The organism is Pantoea sp. (assembly GCF_032114055.1).
Classification (GTDB): domain Bacteria; phylum Pseudomonadota; class Gammaproteobacteria; order Enterobacterales; family Enterobacteriaceae; genus Pantoea.
On record NZ_DAMCTB010000020.1, the window covers coordinates 1 to 25735 of the forward strand.

Genomic DNA, 25735 nt, shown 5'->3' on the forward strand with positions numbered 1-25735 from the left:
CAATCCGCGAAGGTGGCCGTACCGTTGGCGCGGGTGTTGTTGCTAAAGTTATCGCATAATTACCGATAACGTTTGACGCAATGCACACGGAAAGGGCATCATTTGATGCCCTTTTTGCACGCTGTTTCATAGAACCTGGCTCATCAGTGATTTTTTCGATCATAATCATTGCTGAGACAGGCTCTGTCATGCGGCGTTAGATACCGAGTTACGCCTCAAAAGCTCATTCGGTTTGGACGCCTCGCACTGCGGGGCAGAATAGTTTCTGAATTATTGTGGCAGGTTGGTTTATGAGTGCGAATACCGAAGCTCAAGGGAGCGGGCGTGGCCTGGAAGCGGTAAAGTGGGTAGCAGTCGTGGTACTGCTGCTTGCGGCGATTGTAGGTAACTACCTCTATCGTGATGTGTCACTGCCACTGCGCGCGTTAGCCGTAGTTGTACTGATCGCAGCGGCTGGCGGCATTGCGCTTTTAACGACCAAAGGCAAAGCGACCGTGGCTTTTGCTCGTGAAGCAAGAACAGAAATGCGTAAGGTTATCTGGCCAACCCGCCAGGAAACGCTGCACACCACGTTAATCGTTGCCGCGGTGACTGCCGTGATGTCACTGATTTTGTGGGGGCTGGATGGTATTCTGGTCCGTCTGGTATCGTTTATCACTGGCCTGAGGTTCTGAGATGTCTGAAGCTCCAAAGAAACGCTGGTACGTCGTACAGGCGTTTTCCGGTTTTGAAGGCCGCGTAGCCCAATCGCTGCGCGAGCATATCAAATTGCACAACATGGAAGAGCTGTTTGGCGACGTCATGGTTCCGACTGAAGAAGTCGTTGAGATTCGTGGTGGCCAGCGTCGTAAGAGCGAGCGCAAGTTTTTCCCGGGATATGTACTGGTTCAGATGGTGATGAATGACGCCAGCTGGCACCTGGTGCGCAGTGTCCCGCGCGTGATGGGTTTCATCGGCGGAACGTCTGACCGTCCGGCACCGATCAGCGACAAAGAAGTCGATGCGATCATGAATCGTCTGCAGCAGGTCGGTGACAAGCCCCGTCCGAAAACGCTGTTTGAGCCAGGTGAAATGGTTCGCGTTAACGATGGTCCCTTTGCTGACTTTAACGGTGTCGTTGAAGATGTGGATTACGAGAAGAGCCGCCTGACGGTTTCCGTTTCTATCTTCGGACGTGCAACGCCGGTCGAACTCGACTTCGGTCAGGTGGAGAAAGGTTAACCTTTTTCTGCTCACAAATTAGCTATTGCAGCAGGCGCGAAATTTAACTACAATTTCGCGCCTTTTGTTTTTATGCGCTGGCAACAGCGTGTAAATCGTTATCACGGGGAGCCTTTAACAGGCGCTATAACCCAATTGAGGAAATATCATGGCTAAGAAAGTCCAAGCCTATGTCAAGCTGCAGGTTGCAGCTGGTATGGCGAACCCAAGTCCACCGGTTGGTCCAGCTCTGGGTCAGCAGGGTGTTAACATCATGGAATTCTGTAAAGCGTTCAACGCGAAGACCGAATCTCTGGAAAAAGGTCTGCCGACTCCTGTTGTTATCACCGTATACAGCGACCGCTCTTTCACGTTCATTACCAAAACGCCTCCGGCTGCCGTACTGCTGAAAAAAGCAGCGGGCATCAAGTCTGGTTCTGGTAAGCCGAACAAAGATAAAGTCGGTAAAGTGACTCGTGCTCAGGTACGTGAAATCGCAGAAACCAAAGCTGCGGACATGACTGGTTCTGACGTTGAAGCGATGACTCGTTCAATCGAAGGTACTGCTCGTTCCATGGGCCTGGTAGTAGAGGACTAAGAAATGGCTAAGCTGACCAAGCGCATGACCGTAATTCGCGACAAAGTTGACGCGACCAAGCAGTATGACATTGCTGAAGCTGTTGCTCTGCTGAAAGAACTGGCTACTGCCAAGTTCGTTGAAAGCGTTGACGTTGCTGTCAACCTCGGCATCGATGCACGTAAATCTGATCAGAACGTACGCGGCGCGACCGTTCTGCCACACGGTACTGGTCGTTCAGTACGTGTTGCTGTCTTCACCCAGGGTGCTAACGCTGAAGCTGCTAAAGCAGCAGGCGCTGAGCTGGTTGGTATGGAAGACCTGGCTGAGCAGATCAAGAAAGGCGAAATGAATTTTGACGTTGTTATTGCTTCTCCGGATGCAATGCGCGTTGTTGGCCAGCTGGGCCAGATTCTGGGTCCACGTGGCCTGATGCCAAACCCGAAAGTTGGTACTGTAACCCCTAACGTTGCTGAAGCAGTTAAGAACGCTAAAGCAGGTCAGGTTCGTTATCGTAACGACAAAAACGGCATCATCCACACTACCATCGGTAAAGTGGACTTTGACGCTGACAAACTGAAAGAAAACCTGGAATCTCTGCTGATTGCGCTGAAAAAAGCGAAACCATCTCAGGCGAAAGGCGTGTACATCAAGAAAGTCAGCCTTTCAACCACCATGGGCGCTGGCGTTGCCATTGACCATGCTGGTCTGAACGCAACAGCAAACTAATTGCTGCTTGAAACGGGCGAAAAATTCACCTAGAATCTTACGCCCGTTGTTCTGTTATTAGCAGAACAGGACACCAGAGAGCCGGAATGGAACGGGGCGTTATCGCTTTTCCCTTTGACTCTGCTGCGTCACACAGAATTTAGGTTGGAGCCAGGCCTTATCCTGGCCTCCGTCCAAGACCGCAGGAGCAGCTTATCTCCGGATAAACGGCTTAATATCCTGCGTAGACGGTGACAGAACCAAAAGAATTTTTTCTTAGCTGGATTCTGCTCACCGTGTTCGAGCGCTTATTTCCCTTCGGGTGATCTAAGTGAAGTGAGTTCCGGGGAAATCCTTTCCCGGTCAAATCCAGGAGCAAAAGCTAATGGCATTAAATCTTCAAGACAAACAAGCGATTGTTGCTGAAGTCAGCGAAGTAGCCAAAGGTGCGCTTTCAGCGGTTGTTGCGGATTCCCGTGGCGTTACCGTTGATAAAATGACCGAACTGCGTAAAGCAGGTCGTGAAGCTGGCGTTTACATGCGTGTTGTTCGTAACACCCTGCTGCGCCGCGTCGTTGAAGGTACTCAGTTCGAGTGCCTGAAAGACACGTTTGTTGGTCCGACCCTGATTGCATATTCTATGGAACACCCGGGCGCTGCTGCTCGTCTGTTCAAAGATTTCGCGAAAGCGAATGCAAAATTTGAGGTCAAAGCTGCAGCCTTTGAAGGTGAGCTGATCACGGCGGCCAATATTGACCGTCTGGCAACGCTGCCGACCTACGAAGAAGCACTGGCACGTCTGATGTCGACCATGAAAGAAGCCGCTGCTGGCAAACTGGTCCGCACTCTGGCTGCTGTACGCGACGCAAAAGAAGCGGCTTAAGGCCAGACTCTTTTTCTTCGTGTTTGCTAACGTATAAACTTTTTCTGATTCTTAGGAACAATTGTTATGTCTATCACTAAAGACCAAATTCTGGAAGCTGTTGCAGCTATGTCCGTAATGGAAGTAGTTGAGCTGGTTTCTGCTATGGAAGAAAAATTCGGCGTTTCTGCTGCTGCTGCTGTAGCTGTTGCTGCGGGCCCGGCTGAAGCTGTTGAAGAAAAAACTGAATTCGACGTCGTACTGAAAGCTGTTGGCGCGAACAAAGTAGCAGTTATCAAAGCCGTACGTACTGCAACTGGTCTGGGCCTGAAAGAAGCCAAAGATCTGGTTGAAGCAACTGGCGTGATCAAAGAAGGCATCAGCAAAGATGACGCAGCTGCACTTGAAGCTGCTCTGAAAGAAGCTGGCGCTGAAGTTGAAGTTAAGTAAGACAACCTTCGGGTTGCAGTCTGAGTAGTTTCAGACTGATGGCTGGTGACTTTTTGGTCACCAGCCTTTTTGCGCTACAGGGTTTCAATGGGGTTTCACACTGTTTGTCCATTGCTACTCTTCAATATCTTTCTCTATCGACGACTTAATATACCGCTTTCCTGTGCGGGTTCCCTGCCTTCGCAAAAGCGATGAAATGATTTAAGCGTGATAGAAAGAGGTATTGCACTGCTGCCCCGCAGCCAGTGAATCAAACAAAATCGTGTTGCATGAACTGTCCTGTCAGGACGGACAGCGTGGGTCGACTTGTCAGCTAGCTGAGGAACCCTATGGTTTACTCCTATACCGAGAAAAAACGTATTCGTAAGGATTTTGGTAAACGTCCACAAGTACTGGACATACCTTATCTCCTTTCCATCCAGCTCGACTCGTTCCAGAAGTTTATCGAGCAAGATCCAGAAGGTCAGTACGGGCTGGAAGCTGCCTTCCGCTCTGTATTCCCTATTGCGAGCTACAGCGGCAACTCTGAGTTGCAGTATGTCAGCTATCGCCTGGGCGAACCTGTCTTTGACGTGAAAGAGTGTCAGATCCGTGGCGTGACCTATTCGGCACCGCTGCGCGTGAAACTGCGTCTGGTGATCTATGAGCGCGAAGCGCCAGAAGGCACCGTAAAAGATATTAAAGAACAAGAAGTCTACATGGGCGAAATTCCGCTCATGACCGACAACGGTACCTTTGTCATCAATGGTACCGAGCGCGTTATCGTTTCTCAGCTGCACCGTAGTCCTGGCGTGTTCTTTGATAGCGATAAGGGTAAAACCCACTCTTCGGGTAAAGTGCTTTATAACGCACGTATCATCCCTTACCGCGGTTCATGGCTCGACTTTGAGTTTGACCCGAAAGATAACCTGTTTGTCCGTATTGACCGTCGTCGTAAGCTGCCGGCCACTATCATTCTGCGTGCGTTACAGTTCACGACACCTCAGATCCTTGATCTCTTCTTTGAGAAAGTGGTCTTTGAAATCCGTGACAACAAACTGCAGATGGAGCTGGTGCCAGAGCGCCTGCGCGGTGAAACCGCCACCTTCGATATCGAAGCGAACGGCACCGTCTACGTCGAAAAAGGTCGCCGCATCACTGCGCGCCATATCCGTCAGCTGGAAAAAGATGGCATTCAGCACATCGAAGTCCCGGTTGAATATATCGCGGGCAAAGTGGTCGCTAAAGATTACATCGATGAGAGCACCGGTGAGCTGATTGTTGCAGCGAACATGGAGCTGTCGCTGGATCTGCTGGCTAAACTGAGCCAGTCCGGTCACAAGCGCATCGAAACGCTGTTCACCAACGACCTGGACCACGGTCCATATATGTCTGAGACCCTGCGTGTCGACCCAACCAGCGATCGCCTGAGCGCCCTGGTTGAGATCTACCGCATGATGCGTCCTGGTGAGCCGCCAACGCGCGAAGCTGCAGAGAATCTGTTCGAAAACCTCTTCTTCTCTGAAGATCGTTACGACCTGTCTGCTGTCGGCCGTATGAAATTCAACCGCTCATTACTGCGTGATGAAATCGAAGGTTCAGGCATCCTGAGCAAAGAAGACATCATCGACGTGATGAAGAAGCTGATCGACATCCGTAACGGTAAAGGCGAAGTGGACGATATCGACCACCTCGGCAACCGTCGTATTCGTTCAGTTGGCGAAATGGCGGAGAACCAGTTCCGTGTGGGTCTGGTACGTGTTGAGCGTGCGGTTAAAGAGCGTCTGTCACTGGGCGATCTGGACACCCTGATGCCACAGGACATGATCAACGCCAAGCCAATTTCGGCCGCGGTCAAAGAGTTCTTTGGTTCAAGCCAGCTGTCTCAGTTCATGGATCAGAACAACCCGCTGTCTGAGATTACGCACAAACGTCGTATCTCTGCTCTCGGCCCGGGTGGTCTGACGCGTGAGCGCGCTGGCTTCGAAGTCCGTGACGTACACCCAACACACTACGGTCGTGTCTGCCCAATCGAGACCCCTGAAGGTCCGAACATCGGTCTGATCAACTCCTTGTCTGTCTATGCGCAGACCAATGAGTACGGTTTCCTTGAAACCCCATATCGCCGTGTGATCGATGGTCTGGTTTCTGACGAGATTCACTACCTCTCTGCTATCGAAGAGGGTAACTACGTTATCGCTCAGGCGAACGCCCCTCTTGATGACAACGGCGCGTTTGTGGATGACCTGGTCACCTGCCGTAGCAAAGGCGAATCGAGCCTGTTCAGCCGCGATCAGGTTGACTACATGGACGTTTCCACCCAGCAGGTGGTTTCTGTCGGTGCATCCCTGATCCCGTTCCTGGAACACGATGACGCCAACCGTGCTTTGATGGGTGCGAACATGCAACGTCAGGCCGTTCCGACTCTGCGTGCTGATAAGCCGCTGGTTGGTACCGGTATGGAACGTGCTGTTGCCGTTGACTCCGGTGTGACCGCCGTGGCTAAACGTGGTGGTACCGTACAGTACGTCGACGCATCACGTATCGTTATCAAAGTGAATGAAGATGAAATGTATGCTGGCGAAGCCGGTATCGACATCTACAACCTGACTAAATACACCCGTTCTAACCAGAACACCTGTATCAACCAGATGCCATGTGTCTCTCTGGGTGAGCCGGTTGAGCGTGGCGATGTGCTGGCTGATGGCCCGTCCACCGATCTGGGTGAACTGGCGCTGGGTCAGAACATGCGCGTCGCGTTCATGCCGTGGAACGGTTACAACTTCGAAGACTCCATCCTGGTCTCCGAGCGCGTGGTACAGGAAGATCGCTTTACCACCATCCACATTCAGGAACTGGCTTGCGTGTCGCGTGACACCAAACTGGGGCCGGAAGAGATCACTGCTGATATCCCGAACGTGGGTGAAGCTGCACTCTCTAAACTGGATGAGTCAGGCATCGTCTATATCGGTGCTGAAGTGACCGGTGGTGACATTCTGGTTGGTAAGGTAACGCCGAAAGGTGAAACCCAGCTGACGCCAGAAGAGAAACTGCTGCGCGCGATCTTCGGTGAAAAAGCCTCTGACGTGAAAGATTCGTCACTGCGCGTACCGAATGGCGTGTCAGGCACCGTGATCGACGTTCAGGTCTTTACCCGCGATGGCGTGGAAAAAGACAAACGTGCGCTGGAAATCGAAGAGATGCAGCTGAAGCAGGCGAAGAAAGACCTGTCTGAAGAGCTGCAGATTCTGGAAGCGGGCCTGTTCAGCCGTATTCAGAACGTCCTGATCTCCGGTGGCGTTGAAGCAGACAAACTGGACAAGCTGCCGCGCGAGCGCTGGCTGGAACTGGGTCTGAACGACGAAGCCAAGCAAAACCAGCTGGAACAGCTGGCCGAGCAGTACGACGAACTGAAGCACGAGTTTGAGAAGAAGCTCGAAGGTAAGCGTCGTAAGATCACCCAGGGCGATGATCTGGCACCAGGCGTGCTGAAAATCGTTAAGGTTTATCTGGCCGTTAAGCGTCAGATTCAGCCGGGTGATAAGATGGCGGGTCGTCACGGTAACAAAGGTGTTATCTCCAAGATCAACCCGATCGAAGATATGCCTTACGATGAAAACGGCACCCCGGTTGACATCGTTCTGAACCCGCTGGGCGTACCATCGCGTATGAACATCGGTCAGATTCTGGAAACTCACCTGGGTATGGCGGCGAAAGGCATCGGCGAGAAGATCAACGCCATGCTGAAGAAGCAGGAAGAAGTCGCGAAACTGCGCGAATTCATCCAGCGCGCCTATGACCTGGGTACCGATCTGCGTCAGAGAGTTGACCTGAACACCTTCTCCGATGACGAAGTTCTGCGTCTGGCTGAGAATCTGAAGAAAGGTATGCCAATCGCCACGCCGGTGTTTGATGGCGCGAAAGAGAGCGAGATCAAAGAGCTGTTACAGCTCGGCGGCCTGCCTTCTTCCGGTCAGATTACCCTGTTTGACGGCCGTACCGGTGAGCAGTTCGAACGTCAGGTTACCGTTGGCTACATGTACATGCTGAAACTGAACCACCTGGTTGATGACAAGATGCATGCACGTTCTACCGGTTCCTACAGCCTGGTTACTCAGCAGCCGCTGGGTGGTAAGGCGCAGTTCGGTGGTCAGCGCTTTGGTGAGATGGAAGTATGGGCACTGGAAGCTTACGGTGCCGCGTATACCCTGCAGGAAATGCTTACCGTTAAGTCTGATGACGTCAACGGCCGTACCAAGATGTATAAAAACATCGTTGACGGCAACCATCAGATGGAGCCGGGCATGCCGGAATCCTTCAACGTACTGTTGAAAGAGATTCGCTCGCTGGGTATCAACATCGAGCTGGAAGACGAGTAACCCCATTTCAGGCAGCGGTTCGCCGTTGCCTGAAAGCGCCGGGTTTAAAGCGCTCGCAATTGTACTGGTTACGGGGCGTTCAATTTCGGTTGGACGCCCCCTGAGTCTCACTCCGACGGGAGCTAATCCGTGAAAGACTTACTTAAGTTTCTGAAAGCGCAAACTAAGACCGAAGAGTTTGATGCGATCAAAATTGCGCTGGCTTCGCCAGACATGATCCGTTCCTGGTCTTTTGGTGAAGTGAAAAAGCCAGAAACCATTAACTACCGTACTTTCAAGCCAGAGCGCGATGGTCTGTTCTGTGCCCGTATCTTCGGGCCGGTCAAAGACTATGAGTGCCTGTGCGGTAAGTACAAGCGCCTGAAACACCGTGGTGTGATTTGTGAGAAGTGCGGCGTTGAAGTGACCCAGACTAAAGTACGCCGTGAGCGTATGGGCCACATCGAACTGGCGTCGCCGACCGCGCACATCTGGTTCCTGAAGTCACTGCCATCGCGTATCGGCTTACTGCTGGATATGCCGCTGCGTGACATCGAGCGCGTGCTCTACTTTGAATCTTACGTAGTTATCGAGGGTGGCATGACCAACCTCGAGAAGCGTCAGATCCTGACCGAAGAGCAGTACCTTGACGCACTGGAAGAGTTCGGTGACGAGTTCGACGCTAAAATGGGCGCCGAAGCGATCCAGGCCCTGTTGAAAAACATGGATCTGGAGCAGGAGTGCGATCAGCTGCGTGAAGAGCTGAACGAAACTAACTCTGAAACCAAACGTAAAAAACTGACCAAGCGTATCAAGCTGCTGGAAGCGTTCGTACAGTCTGGTAACAAGCCAGAGTGGATGATCCTGACCGTGCTGCCTGTTCTGCCACCGGATCTGCGTCCGCTGGTGCCGCTGGATGGTGGCCGTTTTGCAACGTCGGATCTGAACGATCTCTATCGTCGCGTGATCAACCGTAACAACCGTCTGAAGCGCCTGCTGGATCTGGCTGCGCCAGACATCATCGTGCGCAACGAAAAGCGTATGCTGCAGGAAGCGGTAGATGCCCTGCTGGATAACGGCCGTCGCGGTCGCGCGATCACCGGTTCCAACAAGCGTCCGCTGAAATCGCTGGCAGACATGATCAAAGGTAAGCAGGGTCGTTTCCGTCAGAACCTGCTGGGTAAACGTGTCGACTACTCTGGTCGTTCGGTTATCACCGTTGGTCCATACCTGCGTCTGCATCAGTGCGGTCTGCCGAAGAAAATGGCACTCGAACTGTTTAAACCGTTCATTTACGGCAAGCTGGAACTGCGTGGCCTGGCCACCACCATCAAAGCCGCGAAGAAAATGGTTGAGCGCGAAGAAGCGGTTGTCTGGGATATCCTCGACGAAGTGATCCGTGAGCACCCGGTTCTGCTGAACCGTGCGCCTACGCTGCACCGTCTGGGTATTCAGGCGTTTGAACCGGTTCTGATCGAAGGTAAAGCGATCCAGCTTCACCCACTGGTTTGTGCGGCTTATAACGCCGACTTCGATGGTGACCAGATGGCTGTCCACGTACCGCTGACGCTGGAAGCCCAGCTGGAAGCGCGTGCGCTGATGATGTCGACCAACAACATCCTGTCACCTGCGAACGGCGAGCCAATCATCGTTCCTTCTCAGGACGTTGTACTGGGTCTGTACTATATGACCCGTGACTGTGTTAACGCCAAAGGCGAAGGCATGGTACTGACTGGCCCGAAAGAAGCTGAGCGTATTTATCGCGCTGGCCTCGCGTCTCTGCATGCTCGCGTGAAGGTGCGTATCACCGAACACGAGAAAAATGAGCAGGATGAGTGGGTCGCAAAAACCAGTCTGATCGACACGACAATTGGTCGCGCCATCCTGTGGATGATCGTGCCAAAAGGTCTGCCTTACTCCATCGTTAACCAGGCGCTGGGTAAAAAAGCGATCTCCAAAATGCTGAACACCTGTTACCGCATTCTGGGGCTGAAGCCGACCGTTATCTTCGCTGACCAGACCATGTACACCGGTTTCGCCTACGCTGCCCGTTCAGGCGCGTCAGTCGGCATCGACGACATGGTCATTCCAGAGAAGAAAGTGGAAATCATCACCGAAGCGGAAGCGGAAGTGGCTGAAATCCAGGAGCAGTTCCAGTCTGGTCTGGTTACCGCTGGCGAACGTTACAACAAAGTCATCGATATCTGGGCCGCAGCTAACGAACGTGTTGCCAAGGCGATGATGGAAAACCTCTCAACCGAAACCGTGATTAACCGTGACGGCGAAGAAGAGAAACAGGTTTCCTTTAACAGCATCTTTATGATGGCCGACTCCGGTGCGCGTGGTTCTGCTGCACAGATTCGTCAGCTGGCCGGTATGCGTGGTCTGATGGCGAAGCCGGATGGCTCGATCATTGAAACACCGATCACGGCGAACTTCCGTGAAGGGCTGAACGTACTCCAGTACTTCATCTCAACCCACGGTGCGCGTAAAGGTCTTGCGGATACCGCACTGAAAACCGCGAACTCCGGTTATCTGACCCGTCGTCTGGTTGACGTGGCGCAGGACCTGGTTGTGACTGAAGATGACTGTGGTACGCACGAAGGCATCATGATGACCCCGGTCATCGAAGGTGGCGACGTGAAAGAGCCGCTGCGTGAACGTGTACTGGGTCGTGTAACGGCTGAAGACGTTCTGAAGCCAGGCACTGCTGACATTCTGGTTCCGCGCAATACCCTGCTCGATGAGCACTGGTGTGACGTGCTGGAACTGAACTCTGTCGACAGCCTGAAAGTCCGCTCTGTTGTTGGTTGTGAAACTGACTTTGGTGTGTGTGCGCACTGCTACGGTCGCGACCTGGCACGTGGTCACATCATCAACAAAGGCGAAGCAATCGGTGTTATCGCGGCACAGTCCATCGGTGAGCCGGGTACACAGCTGACGATGCGTACGTTCCACATCGGTGGTGCGGCATCACGTGCGGCTGCTGAATCCAGCATTCAGGTGAAGAACAAAGGTACCATCAAGCTGACCAACGCCAAGTCGGTAACGAACTCGGCCGGTAAGCTGGTGATCACCTCGCGTAACGTCGAACTGAAAATGATCGATGAATTTGGTCGTACCAAAGAGAGCTATAAAGTTCCTTACGGTTCTACCATGGCGAAAGGTGATGGTGAGCAGGTTGCCGCGGGCGAGACCGTCGCAAACTGGGATCCGCATACCATGCCAGTTATCACCGAAGTGGGCGGTTTCATTCGCTTCACGGACATGATTGATGGCCAGACCATTACGCGTCAGACAGATGACTTAACCGGTCTTTCTTCGCTGGTGGTGCTGGACAGTGCTGAGCGTACGTCAGGCGGTAAAGATCTGCGTCCTGCGCTGAAAATTGTTGATGCCAGCGGCAACGACGTTCTGATCCCGGGCACCGACATGCCGGCTCAGTACTTCCTGCCAGGTAAAGCGATTGTGCAGCTGGAAGATGGCGTGAAAATCAGCGCCGGTGACACCCTGGCGCGTGTGCCGCAGGAATCTGGCGGTACCAAAGATATTACCGGTGGTCTGCCACGCGTTGCTGATTTGTTCGAAGCGCGTCGTCCGAAAGAGCCAGCTATCCTGGCGGAGATCAGCGGCATCATCTCCTTCGGTAAAGAGACCAAAGGTAAACGCCGTCTGGTAATTACACCGCTGGATGGAAGCGAGCCATACGAAGAGATGATTCCGAAATGGCGTCAGCTGAACGTGTTCGAAGGTGAACGTGTTGAGCGCGGTGACGTGGTTTCCGATGGCCCAGAGTCTCCACATGACATCCTGCGTCTGCGCGGTGTGCATGCGGTGACCCGTTACATCACTAACGAAGTGCAGGAAGTTTACCGCCTGCAGGGCGTTAAGATTAACGATAAGCACATCGAAGTCATCGTTCGTCAGATGCTGCGTAAAGCAACCATCGTGAGCGCAGGCGGTGCAGACTTCCTGGAAGGTGAGCAGGCTGAGTACTCTCGCATCAAGATCTCTAACCGTGATCTGGAAGCGAACGGAAAAGTGGGCGCAACCTACGTGCGTGATCTGCTGGGTATTACCAAAGCGTCACTGGCTACCGAATCGTTCATCTCTGCCGCATCGTTCCAGGAAACGACTCGTGTCCTGACCGAAGCCGCAGTAGCGGGCAAGCGCGACGAACTGCGCGGCCTGAAAGAGAACGTGATCGTGGGTCGTCTGATCCCGGCCGGTACCGGTTATGCGTACCACCAGGATCGTATGCGTCGCAAAGCGGCAGGCGAAGTGCCGGTTGTACCGCAGGTGACTGCGGATGAAGCCTCAGCCAGCCTGGCTGAACTGCTGAACGCCGGTCTCGGCGGCAACAAAGACGATTAATCGTCCTTTGCCTGATAAAAACCCTGCTTCGGCAGGGTTTTTTTTATCTTTTTTCAGGGTTTCCACTCATTACGGCGGATGCCAATATCTCTGAGCTGCTGGTCACTCAGCTTCGACAGAATGACAGAAGTCTCCCGCCGCAGCTGCCAGCGCTTAAAGCAGCGCCACAGATAACGCACCAGGTGGTAAGGCGTGCCGGCAAACGGTTTAGCTGCGCGATTCTCATCGTATCCCATGATAGTGCCCTCAGTGATGTGAGAGGCTATTTTCCGCAACGCGGTCTGTATGATACAGATTCAAAAATCACCTTTTTTTAACATACAGATTGCGGTAAACACGATCTGAATGGTAAAAACGGCACTCAACTGTACTGGTTACCGCTCACGCTCTGAGCCGGAGTAAATACAATGACCCGTTATGAACATCTGGCTTCGCTGCTGGCTCAGCGCATTGAACAGGGCTTATACCGTAGTGGTGAACGCCTGCCTTCGGTGCGTACCCTCAGTGCTGAACATGGCGTCAGTATCAGTACCGTGCAGCAGGCTTATCATCTGCTGGAAGAGAAGCAGATGATCACACCGCAGTCACGCTCCGGTTACTTTGTGGCTTCCTGCAAAGCGGCACCACCGATCCCGGCGCTGACGCGCCCCGTGCAGCGGCCGGTCGAGGTCACGCAGTGGGATGCGGTGCTGGAGTTGATTAACGGTCGTCTGGAAGAGGATGTTCTGCAACTGGGCAGCGGGATGCCCGATCTGACACAGCCGACGCTTAAGCCGCTCTGGAAAGCGTTCAGTCGCCAGGCGCAGAAGCAGGAAGCCGCGCTGCTCAACTATGACAATCTCTATGGCGTGCTTGCACTGCGGCAGCAGATTGCACGACTGGCAATCGATAGCGGCTGCCAGCTTACGGCGGAGGACATTGTGGTCACCACCGGCTGTCACGAGGCGCTATCTGTCGCCGTCCGGGCAGTCTGCGAGCCAGGTGACATCATTGCCGTTGAGTCACCTTCATTTCACGGCATCATGCAGACGCTGCGTGGCTTTGGCATCCGCGCCATTGAGATCCCGACCGATGCGGCGACCGGCATCAGTCTGGAGGCGCTGGAACTGGCTTTCGATCAGTGGCCGATCAAGGCCGTTGTGGTTGTGCCGAACTGTAATAATCCGCTGGGTTTTATTATGCCGGAATCGCGTAAGCGGGCGTTGCTGGCACTGGCGCAGCGGTTCGATGCCGCAATTATCGAAGATGATGTGTATGGTGAGTTAGCCTGGGAATATCCGCGACCACCCGCCATTAAAGCGTTCGATCTGGATGGGCGGGTTCTGCTCTGCAGCTCCTTTTCAAAAACGCTGGCGCCGGGTCTGCGGGTTGGCTGGGTAGTACCCGGCCGCTATCGCGATCGCGTGCTGCACATGAAATATATCGTCACCGGTTCCACCGCCACGCAGCCTCAGCATGCGGTGTCCGAATTTATCCGTCAGGGACATTATCAGCCTCATCTGCGGCGGATGCGGCAGCTCTATCAGCGCAACTATGAACGCTTTAGCTGCTGGGTAAGACACTATTTTCCCTGCGGCATCTGCGTTTCGCGTCCTCAGGGCGGCTTTCTGATGTGGATTGAGCTTCCGGAAGCCTTCGATGCAGTCCGGCTCAACCGTGAACTGCGCGAATCGAAAATACAGATCGCCGTAGGTTCACTGTTTTCCGCGTCAGGTAAATACCGTAACTGCCTGCGTCTCAACTATGGCCTGCCCGTTACCGAACAGACTGAACAGGCACTGGCGCAGGTAGGGGCAGCCGTTGAACGCGCGATGATCGCCTGCCAGCATGAGACGCCAGGCCCTGCCTCCGCGCTGACATCGTGAACAGAGAAGCAGGGCCGGCAAGAGGAGGGGACCGGCCCTGGTCAGATAACCTTAACCTGACGGCATCCACGTTAACGTCCCGCACCACCGCGCGCCAGCGGCAGCCTTCTCTTCTGCGGCAGGCTTTCCGCAGAGCATACCGGTTTTACCGGTTTTGCCGTGGCGCTGCGGGACAGATCTCAGCATCCCTGGCCATTGCCTTCGGTCAGCGCCAGCAGCGTCGCAGTGGCGGCACGCCAGTCCTCCGCCTGGGTAATCGCGCTCACCACCGCAATGCTGCCCACGCCGGTAGCCAGCACTTCGGGCGCACGGGCTATTGAGATCCCGCCAATCGCCACGGCCGGGATGCCGGGCAGGCGGGCCAGATGCTGTTTCAGCTGCGCAATGCCCTGCGGCGCAGACGGCATCGCTTTGGTCTGTGTCGGGAAGATATGGCCCAGCGCGATGTAAGAGGGCTGGATCGCCAGGGCGCGATCCAGTTCCGCATCATCATGGGTCGAGATCCCCAGCCGTAAGCCCGCCTGTTGAATGCGGTCAAGATCGGCGACATCCAGATCCTCCTGGCCCAGATGGACGCCATAGGCCTGATGTTTTATCGCCAGCGCCCAGTAATCGTTGATAAACAGGCGCGCATCGTAGCGCTTACCCAGCGCAATCGCCTGCGCAATGGCCGGCTCAGCGATCGCATCAGGCTGATCTTTTATGCGCAGCTGGATCGTGCGGACGCCCGCCTCCAGCAGACGTGCGATCCAGTCGGGGCTGTCAACCACCGGATAAAGCCCCAGGCGTGGGGCGGTAGCAGGAAATGCAGGCATCGTTAATCCTCCTTCAGGGTGTCGGCAGGGTGATAAAGTTCAGCGCCGTGGCGACGAAAACGATCTGACATCCGGGCCATGCCCACGTCGACAGGCTCGGCGCGCGTATCCTGGCGGGCAGCGAACGCGCGCACCTCCTGGGAAATTTTCATCGAGCAGAATTTCGGGCCACACATCGAGCAGAAGTGCGCCACCTTGCCCGACTCCTGCGGCAGGGTTTCATCATGCATCGCCCGGGCGGTGTGGGGATCGAGAGCCAGATTGAACTGGTCCTCCCAGCGGAATTCAAAACGCGCTTTAGACATTGCGTTGTCGCGGATCTGCGCGCCCGGATGGCCTTTCGCCAGATCGGCGGCATGGGCCGCGATTTTGTAGGTGATCAATCCCTGCTTCACATCCTCCTTGTTCGGCAGGCCCAGATGCTCTTTGGGGGTGACGTAACAGAGCATGGCGCAGCCAAACCAGCCAATCATGGCGGCGCCGATGCCGGAGGTGAAATGATCGTAGCCGGGCGCAATATCAGTGGTCAGCGGGCCAAGGGTGTAGAAGGGCGCCTCATCGCACAGGTCGAGCTGTTCGGTCATGTTGCGGCGGATCATATGCATCGGCACATGGCCCGGCCCTTCAATCATCACCTGAACGTCATATTCCCAGGCGATGCGGGTCAGTTCACCCAGGGTGCGCAGCTCGGCAAACTGCGCCTCATCGTTGGCATCCTGAATTGAACCCGGACGTAACCCATCGCCCAGTGACAGGGAAACATCGTAAGCGGCGCAGATTTCACAGATTTCCCGGAAATGCTGATAGAGGAAGTTCTCCTGATGGTGCGACAGACACCATTTCGCCATGATCGATCCGCCGCGTGACACGATGCCGGTCAGCCGCTTTGCCGTCATCGGCACATAGCGCAGCAAAACGCCCGCATGGATGGTGAAGTAATCCACCCCCTGTTCCGCCTGTTCAAGCAGCGTGTCCCGGAAGATCGCCCAGTTCAGCGACTCAGCCACACCATTCACTTTTTCCAGCGCCTGATAAATCGGAACGGTGCCGATGGGCACCGGGCTGTTGCGCAGGATCCATTCGCGCGTTTCATGGATATAGCGGCCGGTGGAGAGATCCATGACCGTATCGGCTCCCCAGCGCGTGGACCAGACCAGCTTCTCCACTTCCTCCTCAATGGAAGAGGTCACCGCAGAATTGCCGATGTTCGCGTTGACCTTAACCAGAAAGTTGCGGCCGATGATCATCGGTTCCGATTCAGGGTGGTTGATATTGGCCGGGATAATGGCGCGACCGGCCGCCACCTCCTGACGCACGAACTCAGGCGTTATGGCGGCGGGCAGATGTGCGCCAAAACTGTGGCCCGGATGCTGTTGCAGCAGCACCTCGCCGCGGATGCGATCCCGGCCCATATTTTCCCGCAGGGCGATGAACTCCATCTCCGGGGTAACGATTCCCTGGCGGGCGTAATGCAGTTGCGTGACGCGACGGCCTGCCCGGGCTCGTCGTGGGGTCGGCAGCTGGTCGAAGCGCAGGTGGTCCAGCCCCTCATCAGCCAGTCGCTGCTGGGTATAGCCGGAGCTGTTCTGACTCAGTGGCTCACTGTCGTCACGTTCAGCAATCCAGCCAGCACGCAGCTTCGCCAGACCACGATGCACGTCGATCTCTGCGGTAGGATCGCCATAGGCACCCGCTGTGTCATAAACCGGCACAGCTTCATTCTGCTCATAACGTGGCGCTTCTTTGCTGCCGCCGGTATGGGTTGGCGTCAGCGCGATTTCCCGCATCGGAACGCGAATATCATCCCGGCTGCCGGTTATCCAGATGCGACGGGAGCGGGGAAAAGCAGTGCCACCCCGCAGGGAATGGATAAACTCCTGCGCCTGGGCACGTTGTTCACGACGGATCATTTTAGGGTCAGACATAGCAATCTTCCTGTTAAAGGGAAATGATGCTTGTCCGGAGTTCGGAAGGAGTAAGCGTACAGACAGCGTACAACGGCTGGCTGGCAGCGACTGATTACTCTTGTTCCCTTCGCAGGTTCTAACCTGATCAGGTTCCGCGGATCCCGAATTAACGGTCTCAGCCCGACTGGGCACTCCGACAAGAAGCGGTTTTTACGCGGGCGCTTAGCGCGGCCTCAGCGATAAAAACGTAATATTTCAACGTACAAATAAAAAAGGTTCTTTGGCGTCTCTGCCTCAGAACCTGTTCAGCATAAAAGGGCTACCGGATAATCTCAATACCCCTGATGTGAATCGGCCTTATGCCGGGCGGGCGATCTGGCTGTCGTTGGCAACCGGCGGTTTGGCCAGCTGATTATCCCACGCAAGCTGAATCAGCTTATCTTCCAGCGTAAAGCGTGCCTCCAGCACTTCGCCCACTTCTGACAGCGCCTGCTGGAAGGTCATGCAGTTCTCATCATCAATCGCCTGCTGCAGGTGACCATCATACAGCTGCATCAGACGTTCAGTATTCGCTTCCAGTGGCGGGTAGATCTGCGCGGCAGCAATCATCGGGCTGTCACCACTCATTTCATTAATGACGCGCTCATAGATGCTGAAGTGACCTGCAGAGAGGTAATCGACCAGACCGTGACAGAAGTTGTCCAGCGCCTGCTCATCCAGACGCGTCAGCGCCTCTTTATTGGGTTTAAGACCGACGAGGTGATAATAGGTCACCAGCAGCTGCCGACGCGCTTCAAGCCATGAGTCGACCAGTTCATTACTGCCACCTACGCGTTCAGCCAGGACTTCTAACTGGTTAAGCATATCTGACTCCATGTGAGTTATAGTTGTTTAGCTACACACTTAACATCAGGGCTTCAGCGTGCGAATTGACGCTAAGGATGACGAAATAAATGCAATGCGAAATCTCAAGCGTAGACGCTGGATGGTGGATTGTCAGCCATGAACAGAAACTTTGGTTGCCACAAGGTGATTTACCCCACGGAAACGCCGAAAAGTTTGGTTTAACGGGCAGTAAAGCCCGGACAATCGGCGAGTGGCAGGGTGAAAAAGTCTGGCTGATTTGTGAGCCGCGCTCAACGGATATGTTTTCGGTGCGGCAGCTGATCGATCAGGATGTGGAACTGTTTCAGCTGGCCGGGCGTGGCGTGCAGCTGGCAGAGTTCTACCGCTCTCATCGCTGGTGCGGCTACTGCGGGCATGAAATGCATCACAGCAAGCAGGAGTTTGCCTGTCTGTGCAGCCACTGCCGCGAGCGCTACTATCCGCAGATCGCGCCCTGCATCATTGTGGCCATTCGTCGCGGTGATGACATTCTGCTGGCGAATCATGCCCGGCATCGCAACAAGGTTTATACCGTACTGGCAGGCTTTGTCGAAGTCGGCGAAACGCTGGAGCAGGCCGTCGCCCGTGAGGTCATGGAAGAGAGCAATATCCGTATCAAAAACGTTCGTTATGTTACCTCCCAGCCATGGCCCTTCCCGCAATCACTGATGACCGCGTTTGTGGCGGAATATGAGAGTGGCGATCTGCAGCATGACGGCAAAGAGCTGCTGGATGCGGCCTGGTTCCGGTTTGACGATCTGCCGCTGCTGCCTCCGCCGGGCACCGTGGCGCGCCGCCTGATTGAAGATACCGTCGCCCTGTGCCGCGCAGAAGCGTGAAAGTGCTACACTACACGCCTGTTATTGAGAGAGTGTTGAGATGAGTGAACTGAAGAACGATCGTTATTTGCGTGCCCTGTTACGTCAGCCGGTCGATGTCACGCCGGTCTGGATGATGCGACAAGCCGGGCGCTATTTGCCGGAGTACAAAGCGACGCGCGCCCAGGCGGGTGATTTTATGTCGCTGTGTAAAAACGCCGAGCTGGCCTGTGAAGTCACTCTGCAGCCGCTGCGCCGTTATCCGCTGGATGCCGCCATCCTCTTCAGTGACATCCTGACTATTCCGGATGCGATGGGACTGGGACTCTATTTTGAAGCGGGTGAAGGTCCGCGTTTCTCTAACCCTGTGACCTGCCGCGCGGACGTCGAACGTTTACCGGTGCCCGATCCGGAAATGGAGCTGGGTTATGTGATGAATGCCGTTCGCACTATCCGTAAAAATCTTAACGGCGAACTGCCGCTGATTGGCTTCTCGGGCAGTCCCTGGACGCTGGCAACCTATATGGTGGAAGGCGGCAGCAGCAAGGCCTTTACCCGCATCAAGAAGATGATGTATGCCGAGCCCGCCACGCTGCACGCGATGCTGGACAAGCTGGCCGACAGCGTCATCCTCTATCTCAACGCACAGATCCGCGCCGGTGCGCAGTCCGTCATGGTATTTGACACCTGGGGCGGTGTGCTGACTGGTCGCGACTACCGGGAGTTCTCACTCCACTACATGCACAAAATTGTCGATGGCCTGCTGCGTGAAAACGATGGCCGCCGTGTGCCGGTGACGCTGTTCACCAAAGGGGGCGGGCAATGGCTGGAAGCGATGGCTGCTACCGGCTGTGACGCGCTGGGTCTCGACTGGACCACTGATATTGATGATGCGCGCCGTCGCGTGGGCGACAAAGTGGCGCTGCAGGGCAACATGGATCCCTCTATGCTCTATGCCGCCCCTGAGCGCATTGAACAGGAAGTGGCGGGTATCCTTGAGCGCTTTGGCGCGGGCACCGGCCATGTCTTTAATCTGGGACACGGTATTCATCAGGATGTCCCGCCAGAAAATGCCGGCGTCTTTGTGGAGGCGGTACACCGTCTGTCACGTCCCTGGCATCAGGAGTAATCATGGATATTGCCGCACTTCGCGCTGAACAGCTTCAACGCGCCGCTGATGTGGTGCGTGAGGATGACTTCGACGTGCTGCCGCCCCGCTTTATTGGCGGAGCGGACGTAGGATTCGAGCAGGAGGGCACGATCACGCGGGCGGCAATGGTCGTGCTGGAATACCCCTCGCTGAAGCTGGTGGAACATCGTATCGCCCGCATTGAGACCACCATGCCCTATATTCCGGGCTTCCTCTCATTTCGGGAGTATCCGGCGCTGATGGCGGCATGGCAGATGCTGGAGCAGAAGCCGGACCTGCTGTTTGTGGATGGGCACGGTATCTCCCATCCCAGACGACTCGGCGTGGCGTCACATTTTGGCCTGCTGGTGGATGTGCCGACGATTGGCGTAGCCAAGCGCCGTCTGTGTGGCCGTTTTGAGGAGCTGGACGCGGAGCCTGGCAGTCGTCAGCCGCTGATCGACAAAGGCGAACAGATAGGCTGGGTCTGGCGCAGCAAGCAACGCTGCAATCCGCTGTTTGTCGCCACCGGTCACCGGGTCAGCCTGGATACCGCGCTGCAGTGGGTCGAAAACTGTACGCGCGGTTACCGTCTGCCGGAACCGACACGCTGGGCGGATGCGGTCGCCTCTAACCGAACCGCTTTCCAGCGCTGGCAAAACGCGCTTTAACACTGTTTGTGCTGCGCTTTTGCAGTTACACTGCGGCCAGCGAAACGAACAAGAGCCATCTTTATGTTACAAAACCCCGTTCATCTGCGTCTGGCGAAGCTGCAAAGCTGGCAGCACCTGACTTTTATGGCCTGCCTGTGCGAACGCATGTATCCCAACTATCATGCGTTCTGCGAGCAGACTGAGTTTGCCGAACCGGCACTCTATCGTCGTATTCTTGATCTGATTTGGGAAAGCCTGACGGTCAAAGATGCGAAGATTAACTTCGACAGCCAGCTGGAAAAACTCGAAGCCGCCATTCCTGATGGTGATGCGTTTGAGGTTTATGGTGTCTATCCGGCTATCGATGCCTGCGTAGCATTGAGTGAAGTCATTCATGCGCAGCTGAGCGGGGAAACGCTTGAGCATGCTATTGAAGTCAGCAGGACCTCCATTACCACAGTGGCCATGCTGGAAATGACCCAGGCTGGACGCGAAATGACCGACGAAGAGCTGCGTGAAAACCCGGCTGTCATTGATGAGTGGGACCTCCAGTGGGAGATTTTCCGCCTGCTGGCGGAGTGTGAAGAGCGCGACCTGGAATTGATTAAGGGTCTGCGATCTGACCTGCGTGAAGCGGGAATTAGCAACATCGGTATAAATTTCCAGCAGTAAGGCGATAAAACGTGACTTCAGGCCCGAATTAGCGCGCCTGGAGGCTTCACATCGGCCCCCTCTCTGGTCTACATTTGGGGGGCTGAAAATTGTGGCTATCGGTGCGTGCAGGCAGAAGAGTGCCAGAATATGGCTTTTCCCTCGCACTCGTTGCTTAGCAAGCGATAAATACACTTTAAGGATAACTTATGAACAAGACTCAACTGATTGATGTGATCGCAGAAAAAGCTGACCTGTCTAAAACCCAGGCTAAGGCAGCGCTGGAATCAACTCTGGCTGCGATCACTGAGTCTCTGAAAGATGGTGATGCTGTACAACTGGTTGGTTTTGGTACTTTTAAAGTGAACCACCGCGCTGAGCGTACCGGTCGTAACCCGCAGACTGGCAAAGAAATCAAAATCGCTGCAGCAAACGTACCGGCATTCGTGTCTGGTAAAGCGCTGAAAGACGCCGTTAAGTAAGACGTCGCACTGCGGTTAAGCTTTAAAACAGGGGGCGTTTCGCCCCTTTTGTTTAAGAGGCCTGCCATCATGACCCCGCTGTTTCAGCGTTTATCTGTTCTTTCTCTCTCCCTGTTTCTTTTTGGCTGTAGCTCCACCCCGGATATTCCTCCCTTTTCTGCCAGCGGCTATCTTGCCGATCGCGGCGTCGTGCGTATCTGGCGTAAAAATAACGATCATCAGTCGGTGCATATCCGCACTCTCTATACGCCGTTCAGCGGCGGCGAGGGCGAGGTCACGGACTATATCTGGCTGGAAGATGCCCTGACCAGCATTCAGCGTCAGGTAAAGGGGAGTGCACCTGACGATGTGACCCTGCGCTTTGACCAGGCTGGTGGCCTTACCTTTATGCAGCGTCAGCTTGCAGGACGCCGTGAAGCGGTCAGCCCCGATGCGGTTGAGCTCTATAAGTTTGATGCGCAGCGGATGCGTAATCTCAGCGATGCGCTGCTGAGCGGCCGTGTGTTCCTCAGGCAGGGACACTGGCAGGGAAACGGGATAGTGATGCGTTGTGAAGGCCAGCGGGTCAGACCGGCGTTTGACGCTGATGCGCTGCAGAGAGTGATACAGCAGCAGAGTCATACCCCGACACCGCTAATGGTGTCATGGCTTGAAGCGCCAGAAGGTATCCAGCTGTTGCGGATTAGCCAGCAGGATGCGTGCTCACAGCAGCCGACAGAAGAGGATATGTGAAGGGAAAGGGGGCACCTGGTGCCCCCTGAACTTATTTGCGATTAATGGCGCGGTAGCCGATATCGCGACGGCAGAAACTGCCCTGCCAGGAGATAGGCTTCGTCAGTTCATAGGCACGCTGTTGGGCGGCTGCCACATCCTCACCCAGCGCGGTGACGCAGAGCACACGACCGCCGTTCGTCAGCACCCGGTCCTCTTCCAGACGGGTGCCGGCATGGAAGACTTTGCCATCCGTAACCTCTTCCAGCGGCAGACCGTGAATCTGATCGCCCTGTGCGTAGTCACCCGGATAACCGCCTGCTGCCAGCACCACGCCCAGCGCAGGACGGGGATCCCAGTCCGACGTTTTCTGATCCAGCTTCCCTTCGCAGGCGGCCAGGCAAAGATCGACCAGATCCGACTGCAGGCGCAGCATGATCGGCTGTGTTTCCGGATCGCCAAAGCGGCAGTTGAATTCGATCACTTTCGGCTGGCCGGTGTGATCGATCATCAGGCCGGCATAGAGAAAACCGGTGTAGACGTTGCCTTCAGCGGCCATGCCACGTACGGTCGGCCAGATAACCTGATCCATGACGCGCTGGTGGATCTCATCCGTCACAACCGGAGCGGGTGAGTAAGCGCCCATTCCGCCGGTATTCGGTCCGGTGTCGCCGTCGCCTACGCGTTTATGATCCTGGCTGGTGGCCATCGGCAATACATGCTCGCCATCGACCATCACGATAAAGCTGGCTTCTTCGCCTTCAAGGAACTCCTCGATCACGATGCGGTGTCCGGCATCGCCAAAGGCGTTACCGGCCAGCATATCCTGCACTGCCTCTTCGGCTTCCTGCAGTGTCATCGCCACAATCACGCCTTTACCCGCCGCCAGGCCGTCGGCCTTGATGACGATAGGCGCACCTTTCTCGCGCAGCCAGGCCAGAGCCGGCTCGACTTCGGTAAAGTTCTGGTAAGTGGCGCTGGGGATCTGATGGCGCGCCAGGAAATCCTTGGTAAAGGCTTTCGAACCTTCCAGCTGTGCTGCGGCCTGGGTCGGGCCAAAGATGTTGAGTCCGGCCTCACGGAAGGCATCCACCACGCCAATCACCAGCGGCGCTTCCGGCCCGACAATCGTCAGATCGATCTTCTCGCGCTGAGCAAACTCAAGCAGGGCAGGGATATCAGTGGCACTGATGGCGACATTCTGCAACGCCGGCTCCAGTGCCGTGCCGGCGTTACCCGGCGCGACGAACACGGTCTCCGCCAGCGGCGACTGCGCGGCTTTCCAGGCCAGCGCATGTTCACGTCCGCCATTGCCGATTACTAAAATTTTCATCTGTTACTCTCCGGAGTGATTAATGGCGGAAGTGGCGCATGTCGGTGAAGATCATGGCAATGCCATGCTCATCTGCGGCGGCAATCACTTCTTCATCGCGGATAGAGCCGCCAGGCTGGATCACACAACTCACACCGACGGCGGCGGCTGCATCAATACCGTCGCGGAAGGGGAAGAACGCATCCGACGCCATCGCCGAGCCTTTGACTTCCAGACCTTCATCACCCGCTTTGATACCCGCAATCTTAGCCGAGTAGACGCGGCTCATCTGCCCGGCGCCAATTCCGATAGTCATGCCATCGCGTGCATAAACAATGGCGTTCGATTTCACAAACTTGGCAACTTTCCAGCAGAACAGCGCATCACGCAGTTCCTGTTCTGACGGCTGGCGCTTGCTGACCACGCGCAACTGGCTGGCGTCGACCATGCCGAGGTCGCGATCCTGAACCAGCAGGCCGCCATTGACGCGTTTGAAATCCAGCGCCGCCGTGCGATTCTGCCACTGACCGCAGATCAGAACACGAACGTTCTGTTTGGCGGCGGTAATTTTCAGCGCCGCATCGGAAGCGGCCGGCGCAATGATCACCTCGACGAACTGACGACTGATAATCGCCTGCGCGGTTGCTTCATCCAGCTCGCGGTTAAAGGCGATGATACCGCCGAATGCGGAGGTCGGGTCGGTCTGGTAAGCGCGGTCATAGGCTGACAGCAGGTTGTCACCGGTTGCCACGCCGCAGGGGTTGGCATGCTTGACGATAACGCAGGCAGGCTCGCTGAACTCTTTCACACACTCCAGCGCCGCGTCGGTGTCAGCAATATTGTTATAGGAGAGCGCCTTGCCCTGAACCTGCTGCGCCGTCGCTACCGAAGCTTCAGCAATGTTCTCTTCTATATAGAAGGCAGCATCCTGATGGCTGTTTTCGCCGTAGCGCATATCCTGCTTCTTGATGAAGTTCAGATTCAGGGTACGGGGGAAGCGGCCGGCCGGTTGATTACGTTCACCATGATAGGCGGGTACCAGGCTGCCGAAGTAGTTAGCGATCATGCTGTCGTAAGAGGCGGTATGTTCAAACGCCTTAATCGCCAGATCGAAACGGGTCTCAAGCGTCAGGCCATTTTCGTGGGCATCCATCTCAGCGATGATCGCCTCGTAGTCGCCACTGCTGACCACAATAGCTACATCCTTGTGGTTCTTGGCAGCCGAGCGCACCATAGTCGGGCCACCGATATCGATATTCTCTACGGCATCTTCCAGTGAACATCCTTCACGGGCAACCGTCTGTGCAAAGGGATAAAGGTTAACGACCACCATGTCGATTGGGCTGATGTCATGTTGCGCCATGATGGCATCATCCTGGCCGCGACGACCTAAAATGCCGCCATGCACTTTCGGGTGCAGGGTTTTGACACGTCCATCCATCATTTCCGGGAAGCCGGTGTAGTCAGAGACTTCTGTGACAGCCAGATCCGCCTCCGCCAGCAGGCGAGCCGTTCCACCTGTAGAGAGCAGTTCGACACCGCGACGGGAGAGCGCCTGAGCAAATTCGAGGATACCGGCTTTATCAGAAACACTGAGCAAGGCGCGGCGTACAGGACGAGGTTGTTGCATGGTGGTTTATCCCTTGGCTTTGTTTCGCGTATATAAGAGCGTTACATCAGGCTTTAGCATGCTTTTCTCTTCTCTATAAGAAGCAAAAGATCAAAAACCTCAGGTAACGCCCCGAAAAGGGGTATCCGTAACGATGCCCGGCATTGTAGCGAAAACGTTTGCGTGATGCTCGTCTAAATTCGTTGTGCCTGTGCGGTGTGGATAACGTTGTGCGTAACTGCGTATAACAGCGGCTTTTGCTGTGGAATGCAGCGAACACGCTTTTTTATGCAATTTATGGGTTGCGCCGCCGGAACAACTCCCTATAATGCGCATCCATCAACACGGCACACCGGCAACGGGAAACGCGCTGAGAGGTTCAGGAAACTG

General features: G+C 55.2%; 21 protein-coding genes and 1 riboswitch. Of the genes, 15 read left to right on the top strand and 6 right to left on the bottom strand.

Going from position 1 to position 25735, the window contains the following annotated elements; all coding sequences use genetic code 11:
* Positions 1-290 precede the first annotated feature (290 nt).
* From secE to rpoC, 8 genes are all read left to right on the top strand, one after another.
* On the top strand, positions 291-674 hold the full coding sequence (gene secE / locus RT657_RS19370; RefSeq protein WP_111142233.1) for a preprotein translocase subunit SecE: 384 nt from the start codon (positions 291-293) through the stop codon (positions 672-674).
* A gap of 1 nt (position 675) precedes the next feature.
* Entirely contained in the window at positions 676-1221 is a 546-nt protein-coding gene (nusG, locus tag RT657_RS19375; protein WP_003848088.1) for a transcription termination/antitermination protein NusG, read from the top strand.
* 148 nt (positions 1222-1369) lie between these two features.
* Positions 1370-1798 carry a 50S ribosomal protein L11 gene (gene rplK, locus RT657_RS19380; protein WP_006121495.1) on the top strand — a complete coding sequence of 143 codons (429 nt, stop codon included), beginning with the start codon at positions 1370-1372 and terminating at the stop codon, positions 1796-1798.
* 3 nt (positions 1799-1801) lie between these two features.
* Positions 1802-2506 (top strand): 50S ribosomal protein L1, encoded by a 705-nt coding sequence (gene rplA, locus RT657_RS19385; RefSeq protein ID WP_313656387.1) that lies wholly within the window; start codon positions 1802-1804, stop codon positions 2504-2506.
* Between the two features lie 364 nt (positions 2507-2870).
* Complete coding sequence (gene rplJ / locus RT657_RS19390) at positions 2871-3368, top strand: 50S ribosomal protein L10 (RefSeq protein WP_003848098.1); 498 nt, start codon at positions 2871-2873, stop codon at positions 3366-3368.
* Positions 3369-3434: 66 nt separating this feature from the next.
* On the top strand, positions 3435-3797 hold the full coding sequence (gene rplL / locus RT657_RS19395) for a 50S ribosomal protein L7/L12 (protein WP_009092660.1): 363 nt from the start codon (positions 3435-3437) through the stop codon (positions 3795-3797).
* 329 nt (positions 3798-4126) lie between these two features.
* Positions 4127-8155 carry a DNA-directed RNA polymerase subunit beta gene (gene rpoB / locus RT657_RS19400; protein ID WP_313656388.1) on the top strand — a complete coding sequence of 1343 codons (4029 nt, stop codon included), beginning with the start codon at positions 4127-4129 and terminating at the stop codon, positions 8153-8155.
* Positions 8156-8284: 129 nt separating this feature from the next.
* Positions 8285-12508 carry a DNA-directed RNA polymerase subunit beta' gene (gene rpoC, locus RT657_RS19405; protein ID WP_111141250.1) on the top strand — a complete coding sequence of 1408 codons (4224 nt, stop codon included), beginning with the start codon at positions 8285-8287 and terminating at the stop codon, positions 12506-12508.
* A gap of 53 nt (positions 12509-12561) precedes the next feature.
* On the opposite strand, the gene RT657_RS19410 is transcribed toward rpoC, so the two are convergent.
* Positions 12562-12744, bottom strand: a complete 183-nt coding sequence (locus tag RT657_RS19410; protein WP_313656389.1) for a DUF1127 domain-containing protein — start codon at positions 12742-12744, stop codon at positions 12562-12564.
* A gap of 171 nt (positions 12745-12915) precedes the next feature.
* Here RT657_RS19410 and RT657_RS19415 point away from each other — a divergent pair, with 171 nt between their 5' ends.
* Positions 12916-14373: a PLP-dependent aminotransferase family protein gene (locus RT657_RS19415; protein WP_313656390.1), complete on the top strand. Its 1458-nt coding sequence runs from the start codon at positions 12916-12918 to the stop codon at positions 14371-14373.
* Between the two features lie 179 nt (positions 14374-14552).
* On the opposite strand, the gene thiE is transcribed toward RT657_RS19415, so the two are convergent.
* The 3 genes from thiE to rsd form a co-directional block, all read right to left on the bottom strand.
* Complete coding sequence (thiE, locus tag RT657_RS19420; RefSeq protein ID WP_313656391.1) at positions 14553-15188, bottom strand: thiamine phosphate synthase; 636 nt, start codon at positions 15186-15188, stop codon at positions 14553-14555.
* Positions 15189-15190: 2 nt separating this feature from the next.
* A complete protein-coding gene (thiC, locus tag RT657_RS19425; protein ID WP_313656392.1) occupies positions 15191-17113 on the bottom strand; it encodes a phosphomethylpyrimidine synthase ThiC in 1923 nt (640 codons plus the stop codon).
* An 87-nt stretch (positions 17114-17200) separates the two neighbouring features.
* Positions 17201-17301, bottom strand: a riboswitch (TPP riboswitch).
* Positions 17302-17452: 151 nt separating this feature from the next.
* Entirely contained in the window at positions 17453-17959 is a 507-nt protein-coding gene (gene rsd / locus RT657_RS19430) for a sigma D regulator (protein ID WP_313656393.1), read from the bottom strand.
* An 89-nt stretch (positions 17960-18048) separates the two neighbouring features.
* On the opposite strand from rsd, the gene nudC reads away from it, so the two are divergent.
* The 6 genes from nudC to RT657_RS19460 all read left to right on the top strand — a co-directional run bounded on the left by nudC (position 18049) and on the right by RT657_RS19460 (position 22445).
* Positions 18049-18819, top strand: a complete 771-nt coding sequence (gene nudC / locus RT657_RS19435) for an NAD(+) diphosphatase (RefSeq protein WP_313656394.1) — start codon at positions 18049-18051, stop codon at positions 18817-18819.
* A 40-nt stretch (positions 18820-18859) separates the two neighbouring features.
* Positions 18860-19927 (top strand): uroporphyrinogen decarboxylase, encoded by a 1068-nt coding sequence (gene hemE, locus RT657_RS19440; protein ID WP_313656395.1) that lies wholly within the window; start codon positions 18860-18862, stop codon positions 19925-19927.
* A 2-nt stretch (positions 19928-19929) separates the two neighbouring features.
* Positions 19930-20598, top strand: coding sequence for a deoxyribonuclease V (gene nfi, locus RT657_RS19445; protein WP_313656396.1), 669 nt, complete (start codon positions 19930-19932; stop codon positions 20596-20598).
* Between the two features lie 63 nt (positions 20599-20661).
* Entirely contained in the window at positions 20662-21252 is a 591-nt protein-coding gene (locus RT657_RS19450) for a YjaG family protein (RefSeq protein ID WP_313656397.1), read from the top strand.
* A 188-nt stretch (positions 21253-21440) separates the two neighbouring features.
* Complete coding sequence (hupA, locus tag RT657_RS19455; protein WP_003850136.1) at positions 21441-21713, top strand: nucleoid-associated protein HU-alpha; 273 nt, start codon at positions 21441-21443, stop codon at positions 21711-21713.
* 69 nt (positions 21714-21782) lie between these two features.
* Complete coding sequence (locus RT657_RS19460) at positions 21783-22445, top strand: DUF1481 domain-containing protein (protein ID WP_313656399.1); 663 nt, start codon at positions 21783-21785, stop codon at positions 22443-22445.
* A 31-nt stretch (positions 22446-22476) separates the two neighbouring features.
* Here the strand turns inward: RT657_RS19460 and purD are convergent, their stop codons facing one another.
* Complete coding sequence (purD, locus tag RT657_RS19465; RefSeq protein ID WP_313656400.1) at positions 22477-23757, bottom strand: phosphoribosylamine--glycine ligase; 1281 nt, start codon at positions 23755-23757, stop codon at positions 22477-22479.
* Positions 23758-23776: 19 nt separating this feature from the next.
* A complete protein-coding gene (gene purH, locus RT657_RS19470) occupies positions 23777-25366 on the bottom strand; it encodes a bifunctional phosphoribosylaminoimidazolecarboxamide formyltransferase/IMP cyclohydrolase (protein ID WP_313656401.1) in 1590 nt (529 codons plus the stop codon).
* Positions 25367-25735: the final 369 nt, after the last annotated feature.

What these genes read in the sequence shown, in the direction of transcription:
- secE (WP_111142233.1), top strand. Translation starts at nt 291, where the DNA reads ATGAGTGCGAATACCGAAGCTCAAGGGAGCGGGCGTGGCCTGGAAGCG.
- nusG (WP_003848088.1), top strand. Translation starts at nt 676, where the DNA reads ATGTCTGAAGCTCCAAAGAAACGCTGGTACGTCGTACAGGCGTTTTCC.
- rplK (WP_006121495.1), top strand. Translation starts at nt 1,370, where the DNA reads ATGGCTAAGAAAGTCCAAGCCTATGTCAAGCTGCAGGTTGCAGCTGGT.
- rplA (WP_313656387.1), top strand. Translation starts at nt 1,802, where the DNA reads ATGGCTAAGCTGACCAAGCGCATGACCGTAATTCGCGACAAAGTTGAC.
- rplJ (WP_003848098.1), top strand. Translation starts at nt 2,871, where the DNA reads ATGGCATTAAATCTTCAAGACAAACAAGCGATTGTTGCTGAAGTCAGC.
- rplL (WP_009092660.1), top strand. Translation starts at nt 3,435, where the DNA reads ATGTCTATCACTAAAGACCAAATTCTGGAAGCTGTTGCAGCTATGTCC.
- rpoB (WP_313656388.1), top strand. Translation starts at nt 4,127, where the DNA reads ATGGTTTACTCCTATACCGAGAAAAAACGTATTCGTAAGGATTTTGGT.
- RT657_RS19410 (WP_313656389.1), bottom strand. Translation starts at nt 12,744, where the DNA reads ATGGGATACGATGAGAATCGCGCAGCTAAACCGTTTGCCGGCACGCCT.
- RT657_RS19415 (WP_313656390.1), top strand. Translation starts at nt 12,916, where the DNA reads ATGACCCGTTATGAACATCTGGCTTCGCTGCTGGCTCAGCGCATTGAA.
- thiE (WP_313656391.1), bottom strand. Translation starts at nt 15,188, where the DNA reads ATGCCTGCATTTCCTGCTACCGCCCCACGCCTGGGGCTTTATCCGGTG.
- thiC (WP_313656392.1), bottom strand. Translation starts at nt 17,113, where the DNA reads ATGTCTGACCCTAAAATGATCCGTCGTGAACAACGTGCCCAGGCGCAG.
- rsd (WP_313656393.1), bottom strand. Translation starts at nt 17,959, where the DNA reads ATGCTTAACCAGTTAGAAGTCCTGGCTGAACGCGTAGGTGGCAGTAAT.
- nudC (WP_313656394.1), top strand. Translation starts at nt 18,049, where the DNA reads ATGCAATGCGAAATCTCAAGCGTAGACGCTGGATGGTGGATTGTCAGC.
- hemE (WP_313656395.1), top strand. Translation starts at nt 18,860, where the DNA reads ATGAGTGAACTGAAGAACGATCGTTATTTGCGTGCCCTGTTACGTCAG.
- nfi (WP_313656396.1), top strand. Translation starts at nt 19,930, where the DNA reads ATGGATATTGCCGCACTTCGCGCTGAACAGCTTCAACGCGCCGCTGAT.
- RT657_RS19450 (WP_313656397.1), top strand. Translation starts at nt 20,662, where the DNA reads ATGTTACAAAACCCCGTTCATCTGCGTCTGGCGAAGCTGCAAAGCTGG.
- hupA (WP_003850136.1), top strand. Translation starts at nt 21,441, where the DNA reads ATGAACAAGACTCAACTGATTGATGTGATCGCAGAAAAAGCTGACCTG.
- RT657_RS19460 (WP_313656399.1), top strand. Translation starts at nt 21,783, where the DNA reads ATGACCCCGCTGTTTCAGCGTTTATCTGTTCTTTCTCTCTCCCTGTTT.
- purD (WP_313656400.1), bottom strand. Translation starts at nt 23,757, where the DNA reads ATGAAAATTTTAGTAATCGGCAATGGCGGACGTGAACATGCGCTGGCC.
- purH (WP_313656401.1), bottom strand. Translation starts at nt 25,366, where the DNA reads ATGCAACAACCTCGTCCTGTACGCCGCGCCTTGCTCAGTGTTTCTGAT.